The sequence below is a fragment of the Segatella maculosa DSM 19339 = JCM 15638 genome, assembly GCF_000382385.1.
In the GTDB taxonomy this organism is placed as follows: Bacteria; Bacteroidota; Bacteroidia; order Bacteroidales; family Bacteroidaceae; genus Prevotella; species Prevotella maculosa.
The window spans coordinates 377,308-398,799 of record NZ_KB908319.1 but is presented as its reverse complement, the minus strand read 5'-3'; the positions used below and the strand labels follow the sequence as shown (position 1 = coordinate 398,799).

General features: G+C 47.5%; 19 protein-coding genes and 1 tRNA gene. 11 read left to right on the top strand and 9 right to left on the bottom strand.

Annotated features, from left to right (window positions below; genetic code table 11):
• Positions 1-278: 278 nt before the first annotated feature.
• Complete coding sequence (locus tag H164_RS0101615) at positions 279-1,028, bottom strand: SDR family NAD(P)-dependent oxidoreductase (protein ID WP_019967013.1); 750 nt, start codon at positions 1,026-1,028, stop codon at positions 279-281.
• A gap of 787 nt (positions 1,029-1,815) precedes the next feature.
• On the opposite strand from H164_RS0101615, the gene H164_RS0101610 reads away from it, so the two are divergent.
• Complete coding sequence (locus H164_RS0101610) at positions 1,816-2,340, top strand: outer membrane beta-barrel protein (RefSeq protein WP_019967012.1); 525 nt, start codon at positions 1,816-1,818, stop codon at positions 2,338-2,340.
• Between the two features lie 163 nt (positions 2,341-2,503).
• Here the strand turns inward: H164_RS0101610 and H164_RS0101605 are convergent, their stop codons facing one another.
• The 4 genes from H164_RS0101605 to H164_RS0101590 form a co-directional block, all read right to left on the bottom strand.
• Complete coding sequence (locus H164_RS0101605) at positions 2,504-2,905, bottom strand: FMN-binding protein (protein WP_019967011.1); 402 nt, start codon at positions 2,903-2,905, stop codon at positions 2,504-2,506.
• 134 nt (positions 2,906-3,039) lie between these two features.
• Positions 3,040-4,497, bottom strand: coding sequence for an MFS transporter (locus H164_RS0101600; RefSeq protein ID WP_019967010.1), 1,458 nt, complete (start codon positions 4,495-4,497; stop codon positions 3,040-3,042).
• Positions 4,498-4,515: 18 nt separating this feature from the next.
• Entirely contained in the window at positions 4,516-5,448 is a 933-nt protein-coding gene (gene kduI / locus H164_RS0101595; RefSeq protein WP_019967009.1) for a 5-dehydro-4-deoxy-D-glucuronate isomerase, read from the bottom strand.
• Between the two features lie 2 nt (positions 5,449-5,450).
• Positions 5,451-6,899 carry a PTS galactitol transporter subunit IIC gene (locus tag H164_RS0101590; protein ID WP_019967008.1) on the bottom strand — a complete coding sequence of 483 codons (1,449 nt, stop codon included), beginning with the start codon at positions 6,897-6,899 and terminating at the stop codon, positions 5,451-5,453.
• A 740-nt stretch (positions 6,900-7,639) separates the two neighbouring features.
• Between H164_RS0101590 and H164_RS0101580 the strand changes: the two genes are divergently transcribed.
• Both H164_RS0101580 and H164_RS0101575 read left to right on the top strand, forming a co-directional pair.
• Complete coding sequence (locus tag H164_RS0101580; RefSeq protein WP_019967007.1) at positions 7,640-8,377, top strand: nitroreductase family protein; 738 nt, start codon at positions 7,640-7,642, stop codon at positions 8,375-8,377.
• 63 nt (positions 8,378-8,440) lie between these two features.
• A complete protein-coding gene (locus H164_RS0101575; protein WP_025829750.1) occupies positions 8,441-9,529 on the top strand; it encodes a metallophosphoesterase in 1,089 nt (362 codons plus the stop codon).
• A gap of 87 nt (positions 9,530-9,616) precedes the next feature.
• Here the strand turns inward: H164_RS0101575 and H164_RS0101570 are convergent.
• The 3 genes from H164_RS0101570 to H164_RS0101560 all read right to left on the bottom strand — a co-directional run bounded on the left by H164_RS0101570 (position 9,617) and on the right by H164_RS0101560 (position 11,567).
• Positions 9,617-9,689 (bottom strand) — tRNA-Lys (locus tag H164_RS0101570).
• Positions 9,690-9,870: 181 nt separating this feature from the next.
• Positions 9,871-10,977 (bottom strand): AI-2E family transporter, encoded by a 1,107-nt coding sequence (locus H164_RS0101565; protein ID WP_019967005.1) that lies wholly within the window; start codon positions 10,975-10,977, stop codon positions 9,871-9,873.
• A 5-nt stretch (positions 10,978-10,982) separates the two neighbouring features.
• Positions 10,983-11,567: a thymidine kinase gene (locus tag H164_RS0101560; RefSeq protein WP_019967004.1), complete on the bottom strand. Its 585-nt coding sequence runs from the start codon at positions 11,565-11,567 to the stop codon at positions 10,983-10,985.
• A 542-nt stretch (positions 11,568-12,109) separates the two neighbouring features.
• Between H164_RS0101560 and H164_RS0101555 the strand changes: the two genes are divergently transcribed.
• From H164_RS0101555 to H164_RS0101525, 7 genes are read left to right on the top strand one after another with little or no spacing between them, the layout of a single operon-like run.
• On the top strand, positions 12,110-13,939 hold the full coding sequence (locus H164_RS0101555) for a phosphoethanolamine transferase (RefSeq protein WP_019967003.1): 1,830 nt from the start codon (positions 12,110-12,112) through the stop codon (positions 13,937-13,939).
• Positions 13,936-15,009, top strand: coding sequence for an acyltransferase family protein (locus H164_RS0101550; RefSeq protein WP_019967002.1), 1,074 nt, complete (start codon positions 13,936-13,938; stop codon positions 15,007-15,009). The genes H164_RS0101555 and H164_RS0101550 overlap by 4 nt, the downstream gene beginning before the upstream one ends.
• A 13-nt stretch (positions 15,010-15,022) precedes the next feature.
• Positions 15,023-16,021 (top strand): acyltransferase family protein, encoded by a 999-nt coding sequence (locus tag H164_RS0101545; RefSeq protein WP_019967001.1) that lies wholly within the window; start codon positions 15,023-15,025, stop codon positions 16,019-16,021.
• Positions 16,018-16,905 carry a decaprenyl-phosphate phosphoribosyltransferase gene (locus tag H164_RS0101540; protein ID WP_019967000.1) on the top strand — a complete coding sequence of 296 codons (888 nt, stop codon included), beginning with the start codon at positions 16,018-16,020 and terminating at the stop codon, positions 16,903-16,905. Before H164_RS0101545 ends, H164_RS0101540 begins: the two co-directional genes overlap by 4 nt.
• On the top strand, positions 16,905-17,492 hold the full coding sequence (locus H164_RS0101535; protein ID WP_019966999.1) for an HAD family hydrolase: 588 nt from the start codon (positions 16,905-16,907) through the stop codon (positions 17,490-17,492). Before H164_RS0101540 ends, H164_RS0101535 begins: the two co-directional genes overlap by 1 nt.
• Complete coding sequence (locus H164_RS0101530; RefSeq protein WP_019966998.1) at positions 17,461-17,859, top strand: GtrA family protein; 399 nt, start codon at positions 17,461-17,463, stop codon at positions 17,857-17,859. The genes H164_RS0101535 and H164_RS0101530 overlap by 32 nt, the downstream gene beginning before the upstream one ends.
• Entirely contained in the window at positions 17,856-18,824 is a 969-nt protein-coding gene (locus tag H164_RS0101525) for a helix-turn-helix domain-containing protein (protein ID WP_019966997.1), read from the top strand. Before H164_RS0101530 ends, H164_RS0101525 begins: the two co-directional genes overlap by 4 nt.
• Positions 18,825-19,040: 216 nt before the next feature.
• Here the strand turns inward: H164_RS0101525 and H164_RS0101520 are convergent, their stop codons facing one another.
• A complete protein-coding gene (locus tag H164_RS0101520; protein WP_026356196.1) occupies positions 19,041-20,624 on the bottom strand; it encodes a glycerol-3-phosphate dehydrogenase/oxidase in 1,584 nt (527 codons plus the stop codon).
• Positions 20,625-20,829: 205 nt separating this feature from the next.
• Here H164_RS0101520 and H164_RS0101515 point away from each other — a divergent pair, with 205 nt between their 5' ends.
• On the top strand, positions 20,830-21,486 hold the full coding sequence (locus tag H164_RS0101515; RefSeq protein ID WP_019966995.1) for a DUF4294 domain-containing protein: 657 nt from the start codon (positions 20,830-20,832) through the stop codon (positions 21,484-21,486).
• Positions 21,487-21,492: the final 6 nt, after the last annotated feature.

Here is a 21,492-nt window from a genome sequence, read left to right as displayed (position 1 = left end):
ACACAATCATGTAAGCCGACTGATAAGACGGAATTGCAAATAACGTGCGATATATTTGCTTCATAACGAGAAGAATTTTATTTTTACAAAAATATGTTTTAGAATATCATTTTTCAAAATATTATTCTCTAAAAAGATGGGTTTTGTTGACAGAAAGGAGGAACAAGTGAGGTCTCTGAAGGCCATTCAGGTTGCAGAAAAGAAGTTTGTTGTCGTTTATGAAGGTGCCGTTTGAGCAAATCGACGCTCATCAAATCTGTCCTCCGCAATATTGATGTCTAATGATGAAGTTCATCTTGATTTTTAATGAGCCGCATTCGCCGCCAAACCCAATTGGGAATGCGTCGCCAAAGGGCCGTCACCATGCGCCAACGGCAGTCGATGATACAGACGTGACGCTGCTTTTCTATTGCCTTTAAGATGTGAAGAGCCACCTTATCCGTGCGCATGAGCATCGGGAAATGGGATGTGTTGTCAAGTAAGGGCGTGTCAACGAACCCCGGACGAATGTCGGTGAAGTGGATATTCTGCCGTTTGTTGCCCGCCAACTGCTCCAAAGCCTGCAAGTAAGTGCTCTGCATGGCTTTCGTAGCACTGTAGGCCGGGGCCGGCCCCATGCCTTTTGTGCCTGCTATCGACGTGATGCAAGCGATGTGTCCGCCGCCGTTTAAGGCGAAATAACGATAGGCTTCACCCACCATTCTTGCAAATCCAAGGGCATTGGTCTGCATGGTCTTGAGTTCCGTTTCGGCCTGCAATTCGGGGTTCTTTCGCCCGATTCCGGCCGCATGGAAATAGAGGTCGAGCCCGCCCATGCGCTCAATGAACCGGCAAAGTGCCTCATCTGCGTGCGCATCGGTCACGTCAATCCGGGCCGTGAAGACACGTTCCGGAGCGCAATCCCGCAGATCTTCCAACTTTTCCACACGTCGTGCAGCCACGCCGACCGTCCATCCTTGCCCGATGAGGAGCCTTGCCACCTCATGTCCGATGCCGCTACTGGCACCCATTACGATTGCTTTTTTCATCTCAAAAGATAGAAATTGTTTGCAACAAAGATAAGAAAAATCGGCTGATAAACATCAGTTGTCAAGCAATTCTATAAACTTTTATTTTTATACTCGTTTCTTTATCGATGGTTTACCGCCATCTTTTATAGATATAGCTCCATCAAGAACAGTTTTTCCTCCCATTTCCCCTTCGAACGGTGATGATCGTATCCTATCAACAGTATTATTTTACAATAAAAAAGCAGCCTTGAAATCACTTCAAGACTGCCTCTTCTCCTATTTAATAACTTAATACCATTTTCTAAAAAAGTGAGCGACACTTTCGCTCGTGTTATCCTAAATCCTCTTTTTTACCTAAAAAACCAATCCTATTTCAGCAAAACTAATCTTTAAACCTAAATAACTAAACCTAAATCTATATCATTAACCTAAACAATCTATTACCTTTTATGTCTTATTGACACTGCAAAAGTAATACATGTGCACGAACACACCAAATTAATTCAGCATATTTTGCACATTTTGGGCAACGTTTTGATTTATGTCAAGAAACCACCTTGTGTGCCCACCTCTATTTAGTTTTATTTACAACCCTGCGTGTTGTGAGCAGGTTTCAGCTCCTCCCATTCCATCTTCCATGAATCCCGCACTTATGTCTATCATTAAAGCAAGAGAAACAGGTGTAAGTTTTTCATTTCTAACACGGTCTTATCACTTTTTTAACTTAAAACATTTGGAATTCACCATGAAACTTATTTACCTTTGCACTTGAATTAGAGTTATAAATTAATTAAGTAAAAAGATTATGAAAAAATTATTGATGACTTTGGTTGCGGCTTTCGCAGTTGCAATCAGCGCAAACGCACAAGTTTATGTAGGTGGTGGCTTCAGTGTTCAAGGCAATGACGACGGCAATACGACCACAACAACCTACAAATTCCTGCCGGAAATCGGTTACAACTTCAACTCTGACTGGGCTGCCGGTGTTATGTTTGGTTGGGAAGGTCAGACAAAAGGCCATGCAAAATCCATCGAAATAAACCCATACGCACGCTATACTTTCGTACATACGAAGTACATTAACGTGTTTGTGGACGGCAGTTTGGGTTACGGTCATGTCTATAATGCTGGTAACGACATCGACACTTGGTCGGTAGGTGCACGTCCCGGCATCGCTGTTAACTTGAATGAGCACTTGTCTTTTGTTTCTCACGTCGGTTTCCTTGGCTGGCAGCAGCGCAAGAACAACAATACGAGCGGCAAGATCAGCAAGTATGGTTTGGATCTTGATGGAAACAACATTGCTTTCAGCCTTTATTACAACTTCTAAAAGACATCTTAGACTCCAATTCGATAGCGTGCATCCCATGTGGATGCACGTTTTTTGTTACGTTTTATCACGAAAGTTCTTTCTGACATAGCTGTCTTTAGGCCACAAAAAAAGAGAAGCACACCGCGCTTCTCTTTCTATTTTCCCCTCGGAACAATGGTCGTCACTTGTTGTGCTTGTAATATTCCAGGCCCAACTGCACGTTTTTCTTCAGTGCATTCGATGAATACGTGGCCCCGGTGACACCGTCAACGTCCATTTTTTCGGCCTTTGAAACGCTGATGCCATTGAATTGCGTCAGCAAAGTCTTTGCCTTATCGAAGAATTTTGGGGTCTCCCGATTGGGAAGCGCCTCAATCTTGACGATCTTGTTCTTCTCAATATAAATCTTTACCGGCGTGCTTCCCTTGAAGCCTTTCACGTTCTTGCCCAACAAATTGGTGTTGATGATAGTCGTATCTTTCTCTTTTGTCATGATATTGTCGGCAGGCATCGCACTCATCATGGCCGTTACCATGGCACAAACCGTGAAGGCTGTAAGTATTCCATTGACTTTTTTACTCATATTCAATCTTATAGAAGGTTTTAAAACGGGTTCAAAGGTACGCAAATTTAATGGAAGCTGCAGCGCATGCCCGCCAATAATTAGTTTATTTTAACGGGCACTCGCAGGCCAAGACAAGCCTTTTTCCGCTTCCATTAGCCCTCAACAATGATTGGTTTGTACTTCGGAACGAGCATTTTCATCATACACCAGCCCGCAAGATAGGCCACGGCACAGATGCAAAAGACGATCATATAGCCCGCAGGTTTGCCATCGAAGCCCATGAAAGAGAAGGCTTTGCCCTGCGCTTCAGCGTAAGTAAAGAGCATACCCGAGCCTTTATTAATCATAAACGAGCTGATTCCACCTGCCATTGCACCGATACCTGTAATCGTAGCTATCGTTGATTTGGGGAACATATCGCCTATTGTTGAATAGAGATTTGCTGACCATGCCTGATGACCTGCACCCAAAAGACCGATGATTATGGCTGGCCACCAAGGGCTGAATGCGCCCATTGGCTGTGCAAAAAGGCCCAAAACGGGAAAGCAAGCAAATATAAGCATGGCGCGCATACGGCCGATATAGGGGTTCATTCTTTTCTTATCAACGAAATAAGTGGGCAGGTATCCGCCGCAAATGCTTAGCACCGTACAGATAGCATAGAGCGTAAAGACCAGCATGATGGCCATCTCGGAGTCGCTCTTGTAGCCATATTGATCGGAGAAATAGGCCGGAGCCCAGAACAAGAAGAACCACCATACGCCGTCGGTCATAAACTTTCCGACAATGAAAGACCACGTTTGACGATATGAAAAACACTTCATAAAGCCGATGGTCTTCTCTTTTTCTTCTTCCACGGCAGTCTCAATGGTCGCGAGGTCACGGTCTTGTTCGATGTAACACAGCTCAGACTTATTCACTCTTTTGTTGCGTTCGGGCCTGTCATAGAGCCATATCCAAAGCCCCATCCACACATATCCCAGCACACCGATAATGATAAAGGCCATCTCCCAGCCCCATGCACGGGCCATTAAAGGGATGGTTGCCGGCGCAGCCAAGGCACCTACCGACGCTCCACTGTTGAAAATGGAAGTCGAAAAAGCGCGGTCTTTCTTCGGAAAGTACTCGGCTGTCACCTTGATGGCTGCAGGGAAGTTTCCCGCTTCGCCCACCGCAAGAATCAATCTGCACGAAAGGAACAACCAAACACTAACGGTTGCAATGGCAACGGCGGCGTCGCTGCCAGCCTGAACCAGCCGTAATGCCTCGATACTTCCGTAACCTTCCAGCTGCATGGCTACCCAACCGCAGCCGGCATGCATCACTGCGCCCGTCGACCACACGAAGATAGCAATGAGATAGCCCTTCTTCGTGCCCATCCAGTCAATGAATTTACCAGCGAAGAGATTGGCTATGGCATAGAAAATCGAGAAGAGTCCCGTGATGGTTCCATAGTCATCATCGGTCCAATGAAACTCCGGAGCGATGAAATCTTTCCATGTCAACGACAGAACCTGACGGTCCATGTAGTTGATTGTCGTAGCCACGAAGAGCAATGCACAGATAACCCAACGAAAGTTCGACATCTTTGAAGTCTGTATGCTTGCCACTTTTTTTCCTTTTATGGGTTATTTCAAAGTCGGAATCTTCACGACCTGCATGTCCGTATAAATGAGGTTTTCGCCTGCCATGCCCCAGATAAAAGTGTAGTTACTGGTTCCTGCGGCGCAATGAATGCTCCATTGCGGCGAAATCACAGCCTGTTCGTTGTTCAACCAAATGGGTCTTGTCTCCTGAGGTTCGCCCATCACGTGGAGAATCTTCTGACCCTCGGGTACATTATAATATAGGTATGTCTCCATTCTGCGCAGATGTGTGTGGGCAGGCATGGTGTTCCAAACCGACCCTTCCTTGAGTTCTGTGATGCCCATCTGCAACTGACAGGTGCGAACACCGGCCACTCCGTCGATGATCATCTGATGAATCACGCGGTCGTTGCTCTCTTTCAGCGAGCCGGCCTTGATGTTGTTGGCTTCTTTCAAGGTTACTTTCTTCGTTGGATATGACTGATGTGCGCAGGCACTGTTCATGTAGAACTTGGCCGGATGCGCCGCGTCTGTGCTCGAAAGCACGATGTCTTTGTTGTTCTTATCGTCGGCCCTGCCCACATAGAGTGCCTCTTGGAACCCCAATTCATAGGCTTTTCCGTCGATGGTCACCGTACCTTTACCGCCGATATTGATGATGCCGAGCTCGCGATTGTCGAGTAATCGCTGTTTATCCTGCGGCTTATCGGTGTGCAAAGGAGCGATGCTTGTCAGGCGAATGGGGCTGTTCACGGGCTCTGCCCCACCGATTAAGAACCGGTCATACATGCTGTAGACCCAGTTTACTTCGCCGGGTGAGAAGACTTTCTCTATGGCAAACTCCTTCCGAAGCCGCTCCGTGTCGTAGTGTTTTGCATCTTCCGGGTGGTTTGCCCACCTCACTTCATAATTCGTTTGTGCCATACTGATGGTTGCAGTAAGCCCGAAGGCCAAGGTTAATAATGTTTTCTTCATGTCTATTTGTTGTTTTTTTCGCTTGCAATAATCTGTCGGCGGTTGAACAATAGCAGGACTATCGTCACCAAACTCAGCAGGGCCATGCCCACATACTCCAGTGATTCCGTGCACTTATAGATGACCCATCCGAAGAGACTTGACGCAAAATCGAGCGCACCTCCAGAGAAACCGTCAGGTATATGGGCTGCTTTATCGCCCGTAGCTGCATAAACCGAGGCCGCAGCTTTGGTGAAAGCGGGAGCCATATCAGTGACAAAATAGAGGCCGAAAACAAGGGTAACGAGTCCGATAACGAATGTTCTTACGACGTTACCTTTCGTATATGGCAACACAATCGGGAAGAGATAGAACATTCCGGCCAATGAAGCTAAGGGCAGAAATTGGTTGCCCGGCAGGAAAACGGCCAGTGCCAAGATGGTCGGAATGAGGAAAAGTGAGACGACAAGTGTCGTAGGATGGCCGATAACCAAGGCGGGACTCATGCCGATGAAGACCTTTTTACCGTCGAACTTACGGCTGACCAGCTCCTTTGTTTTCTCCGAAATAGGCATCAATCCGTCGATAAACAGCTTCGTAATACGTGGTATCAACTCCATAACGGCACCCATAATGACTCCCAAAGCAAGCACATTCTTCACGATACCCATCGTGGCATCGGTGGCCGTTACAGTGGGGTCTGCCTGCTGAAGTTCCTTCAAATAGCCGCCGAAATCGGTGATATGGCCGGCCTCACCAAACAAAGCTATCAGTCCACCTACAATGACTCCGAGCACAAGAGGGTCGCCTAACTCACCGAACTTTCGCTTTAATCCCTCGGCATCTACGTCAAGTTTGTTGAAACCGGGTATCTTTTCCAATACCTTATTGATGAGTATTGCGAACGGCATAAAGCTCTGACAGAACGGTTGGGGAATGGAAATGCCTTCCAAATCATAGTATTTCTGGAAGCGATCTGCCGTCAAATCGGCGCAAACAAGGGTGATCATGTAGCACACAATGGCTGCAAAATAGCCCCAAAGTAGGCTCTCTCCCATCACAAAATAGGCCACTGCGCCAATGAAAGCATAGTGCCAATAGTTCCAAAGGTCAATGTTAACGGTGCGCGTTGTCTTTGTTATGAGCATCAAAAAGTTGATGCCTAAGCAGATAGGAATAATCAAAGCACCTACCGCAGTGTTGTAGGCTACGGCCGCAGCTGCAGGCCATCCCATGTCGAAAACCTTGAGTTGAAGATGATAGAAATCGGAAATTGAACTCAAAGGACTGTTGAAATTCGTTGTCAACAGGGCTGTGACGACACCCAATCCCACAAATCCCACGCCCACATACAAGCCCGATCGTAGGGCTTTTCCAAAGCGCATACCGATGCAAAGACCAATGATTGTAAAGAGAATGGGCATCATCACGCTAGCTCCGAAGCTGATGATGTAGCTGAAAAACTGTTCCATTTTTAGATTATTCGATTGAAATTGTAGATTTGTTCTTATGTTTTCGGCGATTTTCGCACGATGGTTACAAAGGTAGGAAAACTTTTTCAAAATGCAACACAAATGAAATGTTAGATTTCCTTAAACATGATTGCAACACAATCTCGATGCATGAATTATCTTGACAAAACCGCTTTCCTGTTTGCTTCGGTTTTCATTACGCCCTCTTTTGGGCCGAAATACGCGCGTTTTAAGCAGGGGTTATAACGTGTTATATATCAGTTTATTGTCTTGTTTCGCGCATATTTCCGCATAATATAACTGCGATAAAAATGTAGGGACGCACGGTTCGTGCGTCCACTCAAGGCGAACGGCTCGCTATCTCAGCTATATTGTGCGGCAATCTCAGCCATTTCATCGTGCAATATGGCCCATATTACCGCGCGAAATGGCTGAGGTTGCGAAGCCAAATAACCGGAAACGGGTGCAAAAATCAGCGGAACGTCAAGAAAGGAACTGCTATTCGGGCTTTTCATTTCTATTTGATGACTTCCCGAAGCCCTGTTTTTTGGTTAAGTTTATTTACAAAATCGGGATGTTGCGAAGCGAAAGTAAGCCGCCGTGAGGGGCCGGACGGCTTGGCTGAATACGGCCTGTAGGCGCATGATATGCGGTCCGTTGCGTGACGATGTGGCGCGTTCTTTGGCGAAAAAGAATATTTTATGTAACTTTGTCCAGCATAAACTATATAATAAGGTGGAATGAATACATTGCAAACAAGACGCACCATCAGGAAGTATACGGCCAAAGACGTGGACGAAACGCTGCTCAACAGACTGCTGGAAACGGCGGAACGGACGCCCACAATGGGCAATCTTCAACTCTATAGTGTCGTCATTACACGCAGCAAAGCGGTGAAAGAGCAATTGGCTCCAGCTCATTTTAACCAGCCAATGGTGATGGATGCGCCCGTTGTTCTGACCATTTGTGCCGACTACCGACGTACAACCGTGTGGGCAGAGCACCGAAATGCGACGCCGGGTTACGCCAATTTCCTCTCGTTTATGAATGCCGCGACTGACGGTTTGCTCTATACACAGACGCTTTGCAACCTTGCCGAGGCCGAAGGATTGGGCACTTGCTTCCTCGGAACAACGCTTTATATGCCCCAAACCATTATTGATGTCCTGCAATTGCCGCGACTTGTGTTTCCCGTTGCAACGATAACGATGGGCTGGCCGGCCGAAAATCCGATGCAGACCGACCGTCTTCCGCTGTGTGCCATGGTGCATCAGGAAAGGTTCGAGGACTATACTGCGGAGCGTATCGACGACTTTTACCGCGCAAAAGAGGCCTTGGAGGTAAACAAAAACTTTGTGGAAATCAACCGAAAGGAGACACTTGCGCAGGTGTTTACCGACATCAAATACACGAAAAAAGACAATGAGGCCATGAGCAAGAGCCTGCTTGAGGCATTGCATCAACAAGGTTTTCTTTAAAATCCATTCATTTTTTGCGTCTATCGACGCCAAAACAAACGGCTATTCAACAAAAATCGAATGATGAATTTATTTTGGGCTGCACTGTTCCTGCTGCTTCCGGTGGCCGGACAATACTATGTTTCCGTCAGAGTCTGGCAATTATTGCCGGCAATCCCGCTGCTTCGGACTTCTGTTGTCGTTTTGATGGCATTGTCATTCATCGGCTTTTTCGTCGCCATGAGCGGACTTTTGGACAAACTTCCGCTGGGTTTGGCCTCGTTCATCTACGAAGTGGGCACCTCATGGCTCGTCATTCTGCTCTACATGGTGATGCTTTTTGCCGTGCTCGACCTTGGTGCTGCCGTCGAAATCATACCGCGCTCGTTCCTCAAGGCCAGTGTTACGGGGAGTATCTCGGTCACTTTGCTGCTCACAGTCCTTTTTACTTATGCCTATTTTCACTACGACAACAAGCAACGGGTGGAGCTTACGCTTGCTTCGAAAGGCAAATTGAGTCGCAACATGACGTTGGTGATGGTCAGCGACCTTCATTTGGGCTACCACAACCGCCGAAGTGACTTGCATCGTTGGCTGGAACGCATCAAAAACGAGCGACCTGACGCCATACTCATAGCCGGTGACCTCATTGACAGGACCATAAAACCGGTCAATGAAGAGCATTCTGCCGAGGAGTTCCGCCGCTTGGGTATTCCTATTTTCGCTGTTTTGGGCAACCACGACTATTATACGGGCGTCAATGTCGACAAGGTTTTCTGCCAACAAGCCGGCATTCAGTTGCTTCAAGACAGTGTTGCCTATTTCAAAGACATTGCCATCGTGGGGCGTGATGACCGCACCAATAAACGTCGCAAGCCACTTAGCCGGCTCATGGAGGGCATCGATCGTCGCAAATACATTGTAGAACTGGACCATCAGCCTTATCATTTGGAAGAAGCAGCGCTGAACGGCGTTGACTTTCAGCTTGCCGGACACACGCATTATGGGCAGGTTTGGCCGATAAACTGGATTACCAAAGTTGTTTATGAGGACGCGTTCGGCCCCCTGACCAAAGGAAACACGCGCTATTATGTCAGCTCTGGCCTCGGTATATGGGGCGCGAAGTTCCGCATCGGCACGCAATCTGAATATATTGTGGCTAAGATTAGATAGCGATCTCCTAAAAATCAAATCGCTATCTCAAAAGAAAAACGACCGACCATTCAGCATTTTCCGCTTGATGGTCGGTCGTTTTATCGGTGACTCGCATGGGGCTCGAACCCATGACCCCAACATTAAAAGTGTTGTGCTCTACCAACTGAGCTAGCGAGTCAATCAACTTTCTGTTTGAAAGCGAGTGCAAAGGTACTTAATTTAATTGGAACGAGGAAGCACTTGCATATAATATACGCCGCAATTTAATATATTTAACAAAACGAAATGGGGACAGATGGCCCTGTCTCCCGTGGCAGTGGCGACATGAGTACGGCCGAATTAAAAAGGGAAAGCGGCCGTTATTCGCCTTCGTCTGACTCGGTTTGCAGTTTGACATGCTTGGTGTCTTCCTTGGTGACATAGCGTTGCCAATAAGCAATGAGCAATGTTGTCAGCGGAAGTGCCACAATCAGACCGATAAAACCCAGCAAAGTACCCCACACAGAGAGTGAAAGTAGCAGGATAGCCGGGTTGAGTCGCATGGCTTTTCCCATGATCTTGGGGGTCACAATGAGGTCTGTGATGACCTGAACTACGGCAAAAACGAGCACAGCCATACCAAAAACAACCCAGAAATCTTGCCCAGTATCGGCGGCTTTCAACATGGAAAGGAAGGCTGTAGGAATGAGAGCAAAGGTGTGAAGATAGGGAACTAAGTCGAGAATTCCAATGAGAATGCCCAGCCCAATGGCCATCGGAAAGCCGATAATTGTGAAACCTATGCAGAACATAATACCCATACAGAGGGCCACAAGTCCCTGTCCTCGGACGTAATTATTAAGCTCTCGTCCCGCATCTTGCATGAGTTCGCGCCAGAACGGACGGTTTTTTGCGGGGAAGATTCGTATCCAATTGTTCGTCAAAACCTCGTAGTCCATCAAGATAAAGAACATATATAGCAACGTAATCATAGAGGCAATGACGCTCAAAATGACTGTAGCTGTCTGCCCGACAAACGTGAAAAGCCTTGGCATTGCGGCCTTGATTGCATCGCCAAAGTCCTTACTTTTGAAGATACGTTCTATCTGATTCTGATGTTGTTGTATCCATTGTGAGATGTAATTTGTTATGTCGTTGGTATGCGTTGTGTGGTGAACCCAACGCGTAAGTACGGTTTGTAGCCTGTCAAACTGGCCGATCATGGGTGGTATAATGAGGTAGAATACACCGCCGATGACCACAATCAGCAACAGCATCGTAAGCAGAATGCTGAGCGCCCGCACGCGGATATGCAGCCGATTTTCGATGAATTGCACGATAGGATAAACCAGATAGGCCAGCAACCACGCAACAAAGAACGGCAACAACACGCTACTCAGGTAATTCATCAGCAGCAGTATGGCGATGACTAACAGCCCTATACCCGCCCAACGGATAAAGCGGTCGAAAGTGATTTCCTTTCTCATAACTCTTATTTCCTTTCTTCTTTCAATGCTTTCTGATAGCAGTCGCGGCACAACGGCTCGTATTCTTCCTTTTCACCCAGCAGCACCCGATGGTCATTGTTGACCAAACGGTGGCTCACATAGGCCAAGGCTCCGCATCTGACACAGATGGCATGCACCTTTGTTACCTCGTCGGCGATGGCACAAAGGGCCGGAATGGGGCCAAAAGGCACGCCTTTATAGTCCATGTCCAAGCCTGCAATGATGACCCGAACGCCCCTGTTTGCCAGTTCATTGCACACGTCTACGAGGCCATCGTCAAGGAACTGGGCCTCGTCAATGCCCACGACATCAATGTCGGAGGCCAGCAACAATATCGCTCCCGAGGCGTCTATGGGTGTCGAATGAATAGCGTTTTGGTCGTGACTGACCACATCTTCGTCCGAATAACGGGTGTCAACGGTTGGCTTAAAGATTTCAACACGCTGCTTGGCAAACTTAGCTCGCTTCATTCTTCGAATGAGTTCTTCGGTCTTTCCCGAGAACATTGAACCGCAAACCACCTCGATTCGGCCCGGACGATGCGCTTCTCCTATCAGGTTTTCCATCATAACAGTTGCAAAGTTAAGAAAAAAAACGATACATCTGCAACCAAATTCGTTAAAAGGAACGAACGAATGCGCTCCAGTCTCTATTAAATAGATGCACGAACTACGTATTCCTATTTTTCAATCTCAGTCCTATTGGCGCGTAATATGGGTGAGATTACCGTGCAAAATGAGCCATATTGCGCGCCAATATGGCTGAGATTGAAACGTGAGGCATAAGTAATTGATTGTCAATACGAATGATATAACGAAGCACCTTGATTGCATGTAGGGACGCACGGCTCGTGCGTCCGCTCCATCAACCATACTATTTGCTTTCAATTCTCACTGAACGGACGCACGAGCCGTGCGTCCCTACATGCGAATGGCATGGGTTTCGGTCTTCAAAGTAAAAGAAAACGCTTTTTACTTTGCTGTTTGCTTCGTTTGCACTACCTTTAGATAAGTTAGGCTGCACTCACAAATACAAAGTAAAAAGCACTTCTTTTGCTTTTTACTTTGATGTTTGCTTCGTTTGCACTACCTTTGCAGAAAATAACGATTTGATGAAGATTGCGAAGCTGTTGAGCCGTCTATGCGCCAAGATATTCAGCCCCGTTAAGGCCAATGCATTGTTTTTTGTGATGATGTATGTGCTGGGTTGCGTGTGTGCATGGGTGACGCTGCCTCCTTTCAAAGGGGCCGAAGTGTATCAAAATCTGTACACGGAGCTGTTCATCGACCTTTATTTCTTGTGCCTGTTGCTGATGCTTGTACCCTCGAAAGGGCGCAAGTGGGTGCGATTGTGCCTATACCTTATATTATATAGCGTGGCCCTTGTCGACGCGTATTGCTTTGTCAGCTTCGGTTCGACGCTCAATCCGTCGATGTTGATGCTGGTGGGCGAGACCAATGGGCGCGAGGCTTGGGACTTCATTTCAGCGCTCGACGTTTCTGATTTTGTCTTCAGCAACGTGGGCTGGCTACTGCTTTTGGTCGCCATCAACGTTCTTTTGGCCTTCATTCCCCGCTTCAAACCGATGTTGCGCCTGAACACGAAGCCCGAATATGATGCTTTGGGGGGCTTGCTCACGCTATGTATGGTGGTTTGGGGAGCCATAGCGTCGGCCCAGAACAAGGAAAAGACATGGCAACTGATGCGCGGTAAGACGATTGGAGAGGTGGAACACACGCTCACGGAGAAAGACCATGCCGTGCTTTATACGCCGATGAGCCGACTTGTCTTCAGCATCTATGCCAACAAATTGGCCGCAAAACAAATCGAACAACTCGTGAAAGCGGCTGCCAAAGTGCAGGTGGATAGCTGCTCATTCCGGTCACCTAACATCGTACTTATCATTGGTGAGAGCTACGGAAAGCATCATTCTCAACAGTATGGTTACTTCATGCCGACCACACCAAGGCAGATATGGCGTGCGAAAAAAGGCCTTCTTGTACCGTTTACCGACGTGGTATCGCCATGGAATTTGACGAGTTTTGTGTTCAAAAATGTGTTCTCTTTGTACGTAAAAGGGCTGCCGGGGGCATGGTGTGATTACCCACTTTTCCCCGAAATATTCCGAAAAGCGGGTTACAAAGTCACCTTTCTTACGAATCAATTCCTGCCAGAAGCCAACGCTGCCGTATATGACTTTAGCGGCGGGTTCTTCCTGAATAACCCCGCATTAAACAAGGAACAATTCGACTTGCGCAATGAAAAACTGCATTTATTCGATGAAGATTTGCTGGCCGATTACGATGATTTTGTGAAGCAAGGCAGGATAGATTGCAAGGGACCGAACCTCATTATCTTCCACTTAATAGGCCAACATGTGAACTATCGCACGCGTTGTCCGAAGCGACAATTCAAGTTCTTTGCCGACGATTACATTGAAAAACGGCCCGAACTCTCCGAAAAACAACGCACTGTGTTGAGCTATTACGACAACGCCGTGCGCTATAATGACTCGATAGTCGACCGGATTTGCAAGCGGTTTGAGCGTAAAGACGCCATCGTTATCTATATGCCCGACCACGGAGAAGAGTGCTATGAGGGCTCAAGGGGCTTCATCTGCCGCAACCATTCGGCTGTCATCGACTGGCCATTGGCCCATTATGAGTTCGAAATACCATTTTGGATTTACTGTTCCCCCCGCTATGTTCACCGGCGACCGGAGCTGTTTCGAGAGATTGTCTTGGCCCGAAATCGTCGCTTGATGACCGATGCCTTGCCTCACATGTTGCTTTATTTGGCGGGCATAACCAAGGGCTACCACCCGGAATACAATGTTTTGAGTGACAAATACGATGAAATGAGACCGCGACTCCTTAAAGGTTACGCGGATTATGACAAGTTGCGCGAGGCCCATTTCAAGGATAAAAGAACGCAAAGATGAAGAAACAACTGTTGAGTCGCACCGAGTGCAACGCCATACGTGGGCTGGCCATCATCGGAATCTTCCTGCATAACTACTGCCATTGGCTGGGGCCTGTGGTGAAAGAAAACGAATATCAGTTCTTTCAAAGCAATGCCTACGGGTTCGTTCATGCGCTTTCGGCCCCCGATTTGCTGCTGCCGATGCACCTGTTTTCATTCTTTGGGCACTACGGTGTGCCTGTCTTTCTGTTCTTGAGTGCCTATGGTTTGGTGATGAAATACGAGACCTTGGCGGACAATTCAACGGGGAATGCCAAGGAAACCGGGCTCGGAAGCGTTGCTTCATTCATGCAACACCATTACAAAAAGCTGTTCAAGATGATGATACTTGGCTTCGTTGCCTTCACGATGACAGACCTAATGACGCCCAAGTCTCATCATTATGCGGTCTTGGACATTGTGGCCATGCTTGGAATGTTCAATAACTTGCTGCCCAATCCCGATGATATTATATGGCCCGGTCCCTATTGGTTCTTCGGTTTAATGCTGCAACTTTATTTGATTTTCCGCCTTTTTATTGCCCGAAGACATTGGGGGTGGACCGTCGGTTTGATGGTAGTTTGCGTGGCATTGCAGTGCTGTTTCGGGCCAGAAAGCGAGGAACTGAACCGCTATCGCTATAATTTTATGGGCGGAATGCTGCCCTTCGGCCTCGGTATTCTCTATGCCCGCTATGGCCGACCGCTTGATTTCAAGGCGTATGTCGCCCTGTTCGTGGGTTCACTCTTCATGATTTTCGGCCTCAGTATGAACTTTATTGGCTGGACATTCGTGCCGGTTTTCGTCTGCACGGCAGCCGTTTCAATGGCGAAACTGCTGTCGGCCCGTGCCAATCCCGTGAACAACGCCCTCGTTTGGACAGGAACCATCAGTGCAGCCTTGTTCGTCTGCCACCCCGTTACGCGTAAGATATTCATTCCAATCAGCCGTGGAAGCGACCTCTACGCAGGTCTTTTGCTCTACATCGTGACGAGTATTTGCTTGGCATGGGCTTTCCGTGAGATCATCAAACGAATACCTATCCAATAAAAACGCACCGACTATGACCATAAAGGACATCGAACTTGAGAACATATCGCGTTATCGTGGCGAACTGATGGGGGCCGCTATGCTGTTCATTATGCTCTTTCATGTCGGTTTACCTCAAGGCGATTCGTTCTTCGGACTGCGTCGTATGGGCAATATAGGGGTGGATATGTTCTTGTTCCTCAGTGGAATAGGGCTTTGGTTTGCTTGGCTGAAGCGGCCCGAAGTAAAGCATTTCTTCGCAAGACGCTATCTTCGTGTCTATCCGGCTTGGCTTATTGCGGCCTCTCTTTACTACATCCCGCGCTTCTACGGAGGCGATTTTGCGGCGTGGCTTGACCTTTTTGGCGACATCATTCTCAATTGGGACTTTTGGTTAAACGATGAACTTACCTTCTGGTATATCCCGGCTACGATGCTACTTTACTGTTTTGCGCCGGCTTATATGGAGCTTATTCGCCGGCATCCTGTGTATCGTTGGCTCCCGGTTGTGATGATTTTGTGGTGCATCTTGGTGCAATATGTCACGCCAATTCACCAAGCCGTGGGGCATATCGAGATATTTTGGAGTCGTGTTCCTATTTTTTTCATCGGCATCAACATGGGAGAAATGGTGCGACGTAAGCGACGTATTGACGGAACGGGCATCTGGATGGTCGTCATTATGTTTGTGATGACGCTCCTTGCCTGTATCTTTTTGGAGCAAAACCGGCACGGTCGGTTTCCTCTTTACGTGGAACGTATGCTCTATATCCCGCTGACCATCACCACAATCTTGCTTTTGAACCGTGTCTTCCGACGCACACCAAAGTGGTTCAACCGCACGTTTAAGTTCGTCGGGGCCTTGAGTTTGGAGTGCTATCTCATTCATATCCACTTCGTACTTGCCTATCTTCCGACCGCTTGGAACTATTGGCTGACTTTCATTGTGTGCCTTGTTGTCACGCTTCCGTTGGCATTTGCGCTCAATAAAACCGCAACATTCATTTCCAAACAAATAGAACAAAGACTATGAACACTAAAGATTACATCAGACTTCTGCGTCCGAAGCAGTGGACGAAGAACTTCTTTGTGATGTTTCCGCTGTTCTTTGGCGGCAGATTATTCGATGAACAGGCCTTCATTGCAGGGTTGATTACGTTCCTTTCTTATAGCTTTGCCGCGTCGTCCATCTATTGTTTCAACGATATTCACGATGTTGAAGATGACCGACGTCACCCAATGAAGTGTCACCGTCCTGTGGCTTCGGGAGCCATTCCCGTTGCCGTGGCCTATGGACTGATGCTGCTTTGTATCGTGCTTTCCATGCTTTGCCTATTCCTGTTGCCTGCTCATAGGCTCGAAACCGGCGGCGTTATCCTCTTTTACTGGCTACTCAATCTTGCCTATTGTGCCCGTTTAAAGCAGTATGCCATCATAGATGTGTGCATTGTTGCCTTTGGTTTCGTGCTCCGTTTGCTTGCCGGAGGCCTCGCAACCCATGTACTTTTGAGCAAATGGATTGTGCTTATGACTTTCCTCATCACACTTTTTATGAGCTTTGCCAAGCGACGCGACGACGTTATTCGCATGGAACGGACCGGAGAAGCACCGCGGAAGAACACCATTCGCTATAACCTTACATTCATGAATCAGGCCATTACGATCACAGCCGGGGTCACTTTGGTCTGCTATATCATGTATACAGTGAGCCCGGAAGTCATAGAAAACTTCCACAACGACTATCTTTACCTGACGAGTATCCTTGTGCTTGTGGGCTTATTGCGCTACATTCAGCTCTCTGTCGTAGACCAAAAGAGCGGTGATCCCACCAAGGTGCTGCTCAAAGATCGCTTCACACAGCTCATTGTTGCGGCATGGTTGCTGGCTTTCTTGTTGATTATCTATGTGCTGAACTGATGAAAAAGACGGTTTATCTCTTTGATTTTGACGGCACAATCACCACAAAAGACACGTTTATTGAGGTGATACGCCATGCCAAGGGCACATGGGAATGGCTCTTTGGTTTCCTGCTTTTCAGTCCGATTTTAGTATTGATGAAGTTGCATCTCTACCCGAATTGGAAGGCTAAACAGCGTATTTTTGCTTACTATTTCAAAGGAATGGCGATTGAAGTTTTCGATGAATTGTGTCGCAACTTCGCTGCCGTTAACCGCCATTTGCTGCGTCCCAAGGCCTTGGAAATGATTGCCGAGGCCCGGAAGAAAGGCGAGGTCTGTGTGGTAAGTGCCAGCATTGACAATTGGGTCAGGCCGTTCTTGCCCGACATAAAGGTTGTCGGAACGCAGATAGAAGTGCTGAATGGTCTCTTGACAGGACGTTTTATAACCCCTAATTGCTATGGCCGAGAGAAGGTGAACCGCATAGAGCGCGTGCTCACCTCGCCCCGGTCGGAACTGAATATCATTGCCTTTGGCGACAGCCGGGGCGACTATGAAATGCTAAAATATGCCGATGAAGCTCATTACAAACCCTTTAGAACCTAAGCGCAGACAGCAGATTGGCGAGATAGTGCGCTTTGGTATTGTCGGAGGTGTGGCCACCTTGATACAGTATGGCGTCTATCTACTGATGCTTTATGCCGTTTCTCCCACGCTATCCAACACCATTGGCTATGCCGTTAGCTTCCTTTTTAACTTCGTAGCCAGCACACGTTACACCTTTAAAGTAAAGACCAATGCCCGTCATGGGGCCGGTTTTGCCTTGAGCCACCTTATTAATTATGGGCTTCAAATCGTCATGTTGCATCTCTTTATGGCTTTGGGGTTCAGCGAAAAGCTGGCACCTGTTCCCATGTTCTGCGTCTGTGTGCCAATCAACTTCCTACTTGTAAGGTTCTTTCTCAAGCGATGAAAAGCGAAAAACAGCATAGTCTGCCCGACTTTGTCAGGCATAATGGCATCACAACGGCCTTTGGTTCGGTCGTGGCGACGGCAGTTGTCAACAAAACTACATTCGCCTTGCTGATGAAACAGCTGCATGTTGTTCACTTTTATGCCGTGTTTCTGCTCATTGATGGAGAGGCCGAAGTGTGCATCGACGGCCAAAACGTGCGCTTGGAACAGCATAGTATTTTGCGCACCTCGCCCATGCAGCACACCGATTTCATCAGTTGCAGCAATGCGTTCGAAGGCTGTTTCCTTTTCGTTGAGGCTACATTTTATGACGATATGGTGGAAAACGACGACAATCTGCGCGATGCTTTCGCCCTGAACCTGCTCAATACCTGTTTTTATAAGACACTGAGTGAAACGCAAACCTCTGAGTTTGCGGGCATCATCACGCAGATAGAGCGTACCATCGGCCAGCCCCATGCCTACAAAAAAGAGATGCTTGGTTTCCTGATTCACTTGATGCAGATGCACATTCGCGAGCTTATTGGCTATCAAAATGCCGGACTTCACGACATGAAACACAAGGAAAACATTTTCAAAATCTTTATCCATTTGGCATCAAATCACTTCAAACAGCAACGCCAAATCAACTTTTATGCTGACCGAATGAACATCACTTCGACCTATCTTTCACGCATTGTGAAAGAGGTTTCGGGCAATACTGTCAACGGATATTTGCAGAGTTTCCTTTATGGAGAGGCCTGTAAGTTGCTCCAAATGACTGATAAAACCATCGGAGAAATAGCTTTTGAGCTTCATTTCAGCGACCAATCGGCCTTCACAAACTTCTTTAAACAACGGTCAGGCATGTCACCTAAGGCATATAAAAGGTACCATGACCAGCCAAATCCTCTTCTTCAGCCCCTCTATGGTGGTGAATATAGGTCGAAAGGAACTTCATCTGATGATGAACGGCAGCATTAAATAATCAATAGACATGGGGATTATTGACAAAAAACAACAATAAGAGGTTCCGTAGATACGCCCCAATGACCTCAGTCTACTCGAAAGACCTCACTATAGAGGTGCTTCCGGGGGCCGTTTACCGTGTGGAAGTATGCCCGGAACGCCGTGATTTCTGCATTACAAGGGATATGCAAGCAGCGCATCGGTAGGTCCCGAGGCGTATAGAAGGCGAGATTAAGGCTTTGTCTCACGCGGTATGTCAATTACATACTTTGTGGCAACCTGATTAAACGCCTTGATTTGCTCCTCTTTCCAAGCCTCGTCTTTATTCAATTCGTGTGCAAGTATGCTGGCAACTGTAGGTGCTACGGCGATAGCCTCCTTGGCATCAAGGAACAACAAGCGTACTCTTCGGGCCAAAACATCCTCAACTGTCCGCGCCATTTCATTCCGGACAGCCCACACAACTTCGCTGATTCGGTAGTCATATTTATCGGATAAGCGCGCTTGCAGGTCGGGATTCTGGGCTTCCAATAGCTTGATTGCCTCCTCATCGCTGCCATATACATAGCGATGATCATGTAAATTGGGATGCTCCCGCCAGCCATGTATGCGGAAAGAACGCGTCACACACTTCCTCGATTCAAGCATTCCAAGATGGATAGCCTTGTCGATTGTATCCTCAGCCATCTTGCGATAACTGGTCCATTTGCCTCCCGTAATGGTTAGAAGTCCATGGTCTGACACGATGATTTTATGGCTTCTCGACAGCTCTTTCGTGCTTTTTCCTTCGCCTTGTGGCGCTGCCAAGGGGCGTTGTCCGGTGAAAACAGCCTCCACATCGGCGCGGGTTGGCGCCGGATTCATATAGCGTGATGCCGTCTGGAGAATGAAATCGACTTCTTTTTCAAGGTATTTGGGCTCGCTTTCCGGCCTATCACGAGGGGTATCTGTGGTGCCAATGACCACCTTTTCATGCCATGGAACGGCGAATAATACGCGACCATCGCTCGTCTTCGGTACCATTATGGCATAGTCACTCTGCAAGAAACGGCGGTCAAGTACCAGATGTACGCCTTGACTCGGCCTTACCATGTCTCGCTTTTCGGGCTCATCCATTCGGAAAATACTATCGACAAAGATGCCTGCAGCATTGATAACAACCCGTGAAGCAGCATGATAAGTGCGCCCTGTCTCCTTATCTACGAAGTCAACCCCGTTGATTTTGCCGTCTGAATCATGCGTGATGGCCGTCACTTCTGCATAGTTCAACACTGTAGCACCATTCTCTATGGCCGTTTGTGCAAGGTTGATTGCCATGCGCGCATCGTCAAATTGCCCGTCATGATAGACGATTCCACCCTTCAATCCCTTGGTAGAAACGGTTGGAAGATAGTGCTCAACGGTTTTCTTTCCAATAAATCTTGACCGCCCATATCCAAAGCCGAACGATAGAAAATCATAGAGTGTGAGACCACAGAAATAAAGAATATTCTCCCAATAGGAATAGTTTGAGATGACAAAAGCCTGATCTTTGACCAGGTGTGGAGCGTTGCGTTTCATGCGACCACGCTCACGTAGCGCCTCAAGAACAAGCATTACGTCGCCTTGTTGCAGGTATCTCACGCCGCCATGTACCAATTTTGTGCTCCTACTTGAAGTGCCTTTAGCAAAGTCGTCACGTTCTAATAGCAGCACACGAAAGCCTCTTGTCGCCGCATCTACAGCCACTCCGAGACCCGTAGCACCACCTCCGACGACTACAACGTCCCATTTTAGCGTACTATCAAGCTTTTTTATTTCTTCCGTTCTATTCATAATCATTCCTATTTATTGGTTTTTAAATCTTTTCTTCCTTTTATTTATAGGACAACAACAAGTATGCCAGCACGTAAAATCAACTTAATTACAAGAAATAAGGCCACGAATGTTACCACTTTTCCTTTATTTCGATAGCACATATTCCATACATTTCCTTGCTTTTATTTCCTGATATGCGAAAATATACGTACTTTTGCGGCATATGACATGCAGGCTTTTCATCATCATGCTCATGGCTTTCGCGGCGACAACGCTGGAGGCACAGACCGAGAACAGCCGGAACCGACCCGAAAACACGGCTCCCGAAGACCGCAATATCGACATGGACGACCCCACGTTCGTGCCGATGGTGAAGGTCGGGAAGGTGCTTCAGGGGCGCGATTCCATTCAATATGTCGAGCTCAACAACGTTTATGTCTATCCACAGCCTGTATTTCAGAACGCCGAACAGCGCATGGCCTACAACCGTTTGGTGTATAATGTGAAGAAAGTGCTGCCGATTGCCAAGGAAGTGAACCGCATTATCATCGAAACCTACGACTATATTCAGACGCTACCCAACAAGAAAGCCAAGGATAAACACCTGAAATATGTCGAGCAAAGCATCAAACAAGAGTACACACCCCGCATGAAAAAGCTCACTTATCAGCAGGGAAAGCTACTCATCAAACTGGTTTATCGCGAGTGTGGAAGCTCGGCTTACGGCACATTGCAGGCCGTTTTGGGACCCGTCCGCGCGGGCTTTTGGCAGGCTTTTGCATGGACTTTCGGGGCTTCTTTGACCAAAAAATATGACCCTAACGGCGTAGACCGACTCACGGAACGCGTGGTATTGATGGTTGAAGCCGGACAATTATAAAAAGAA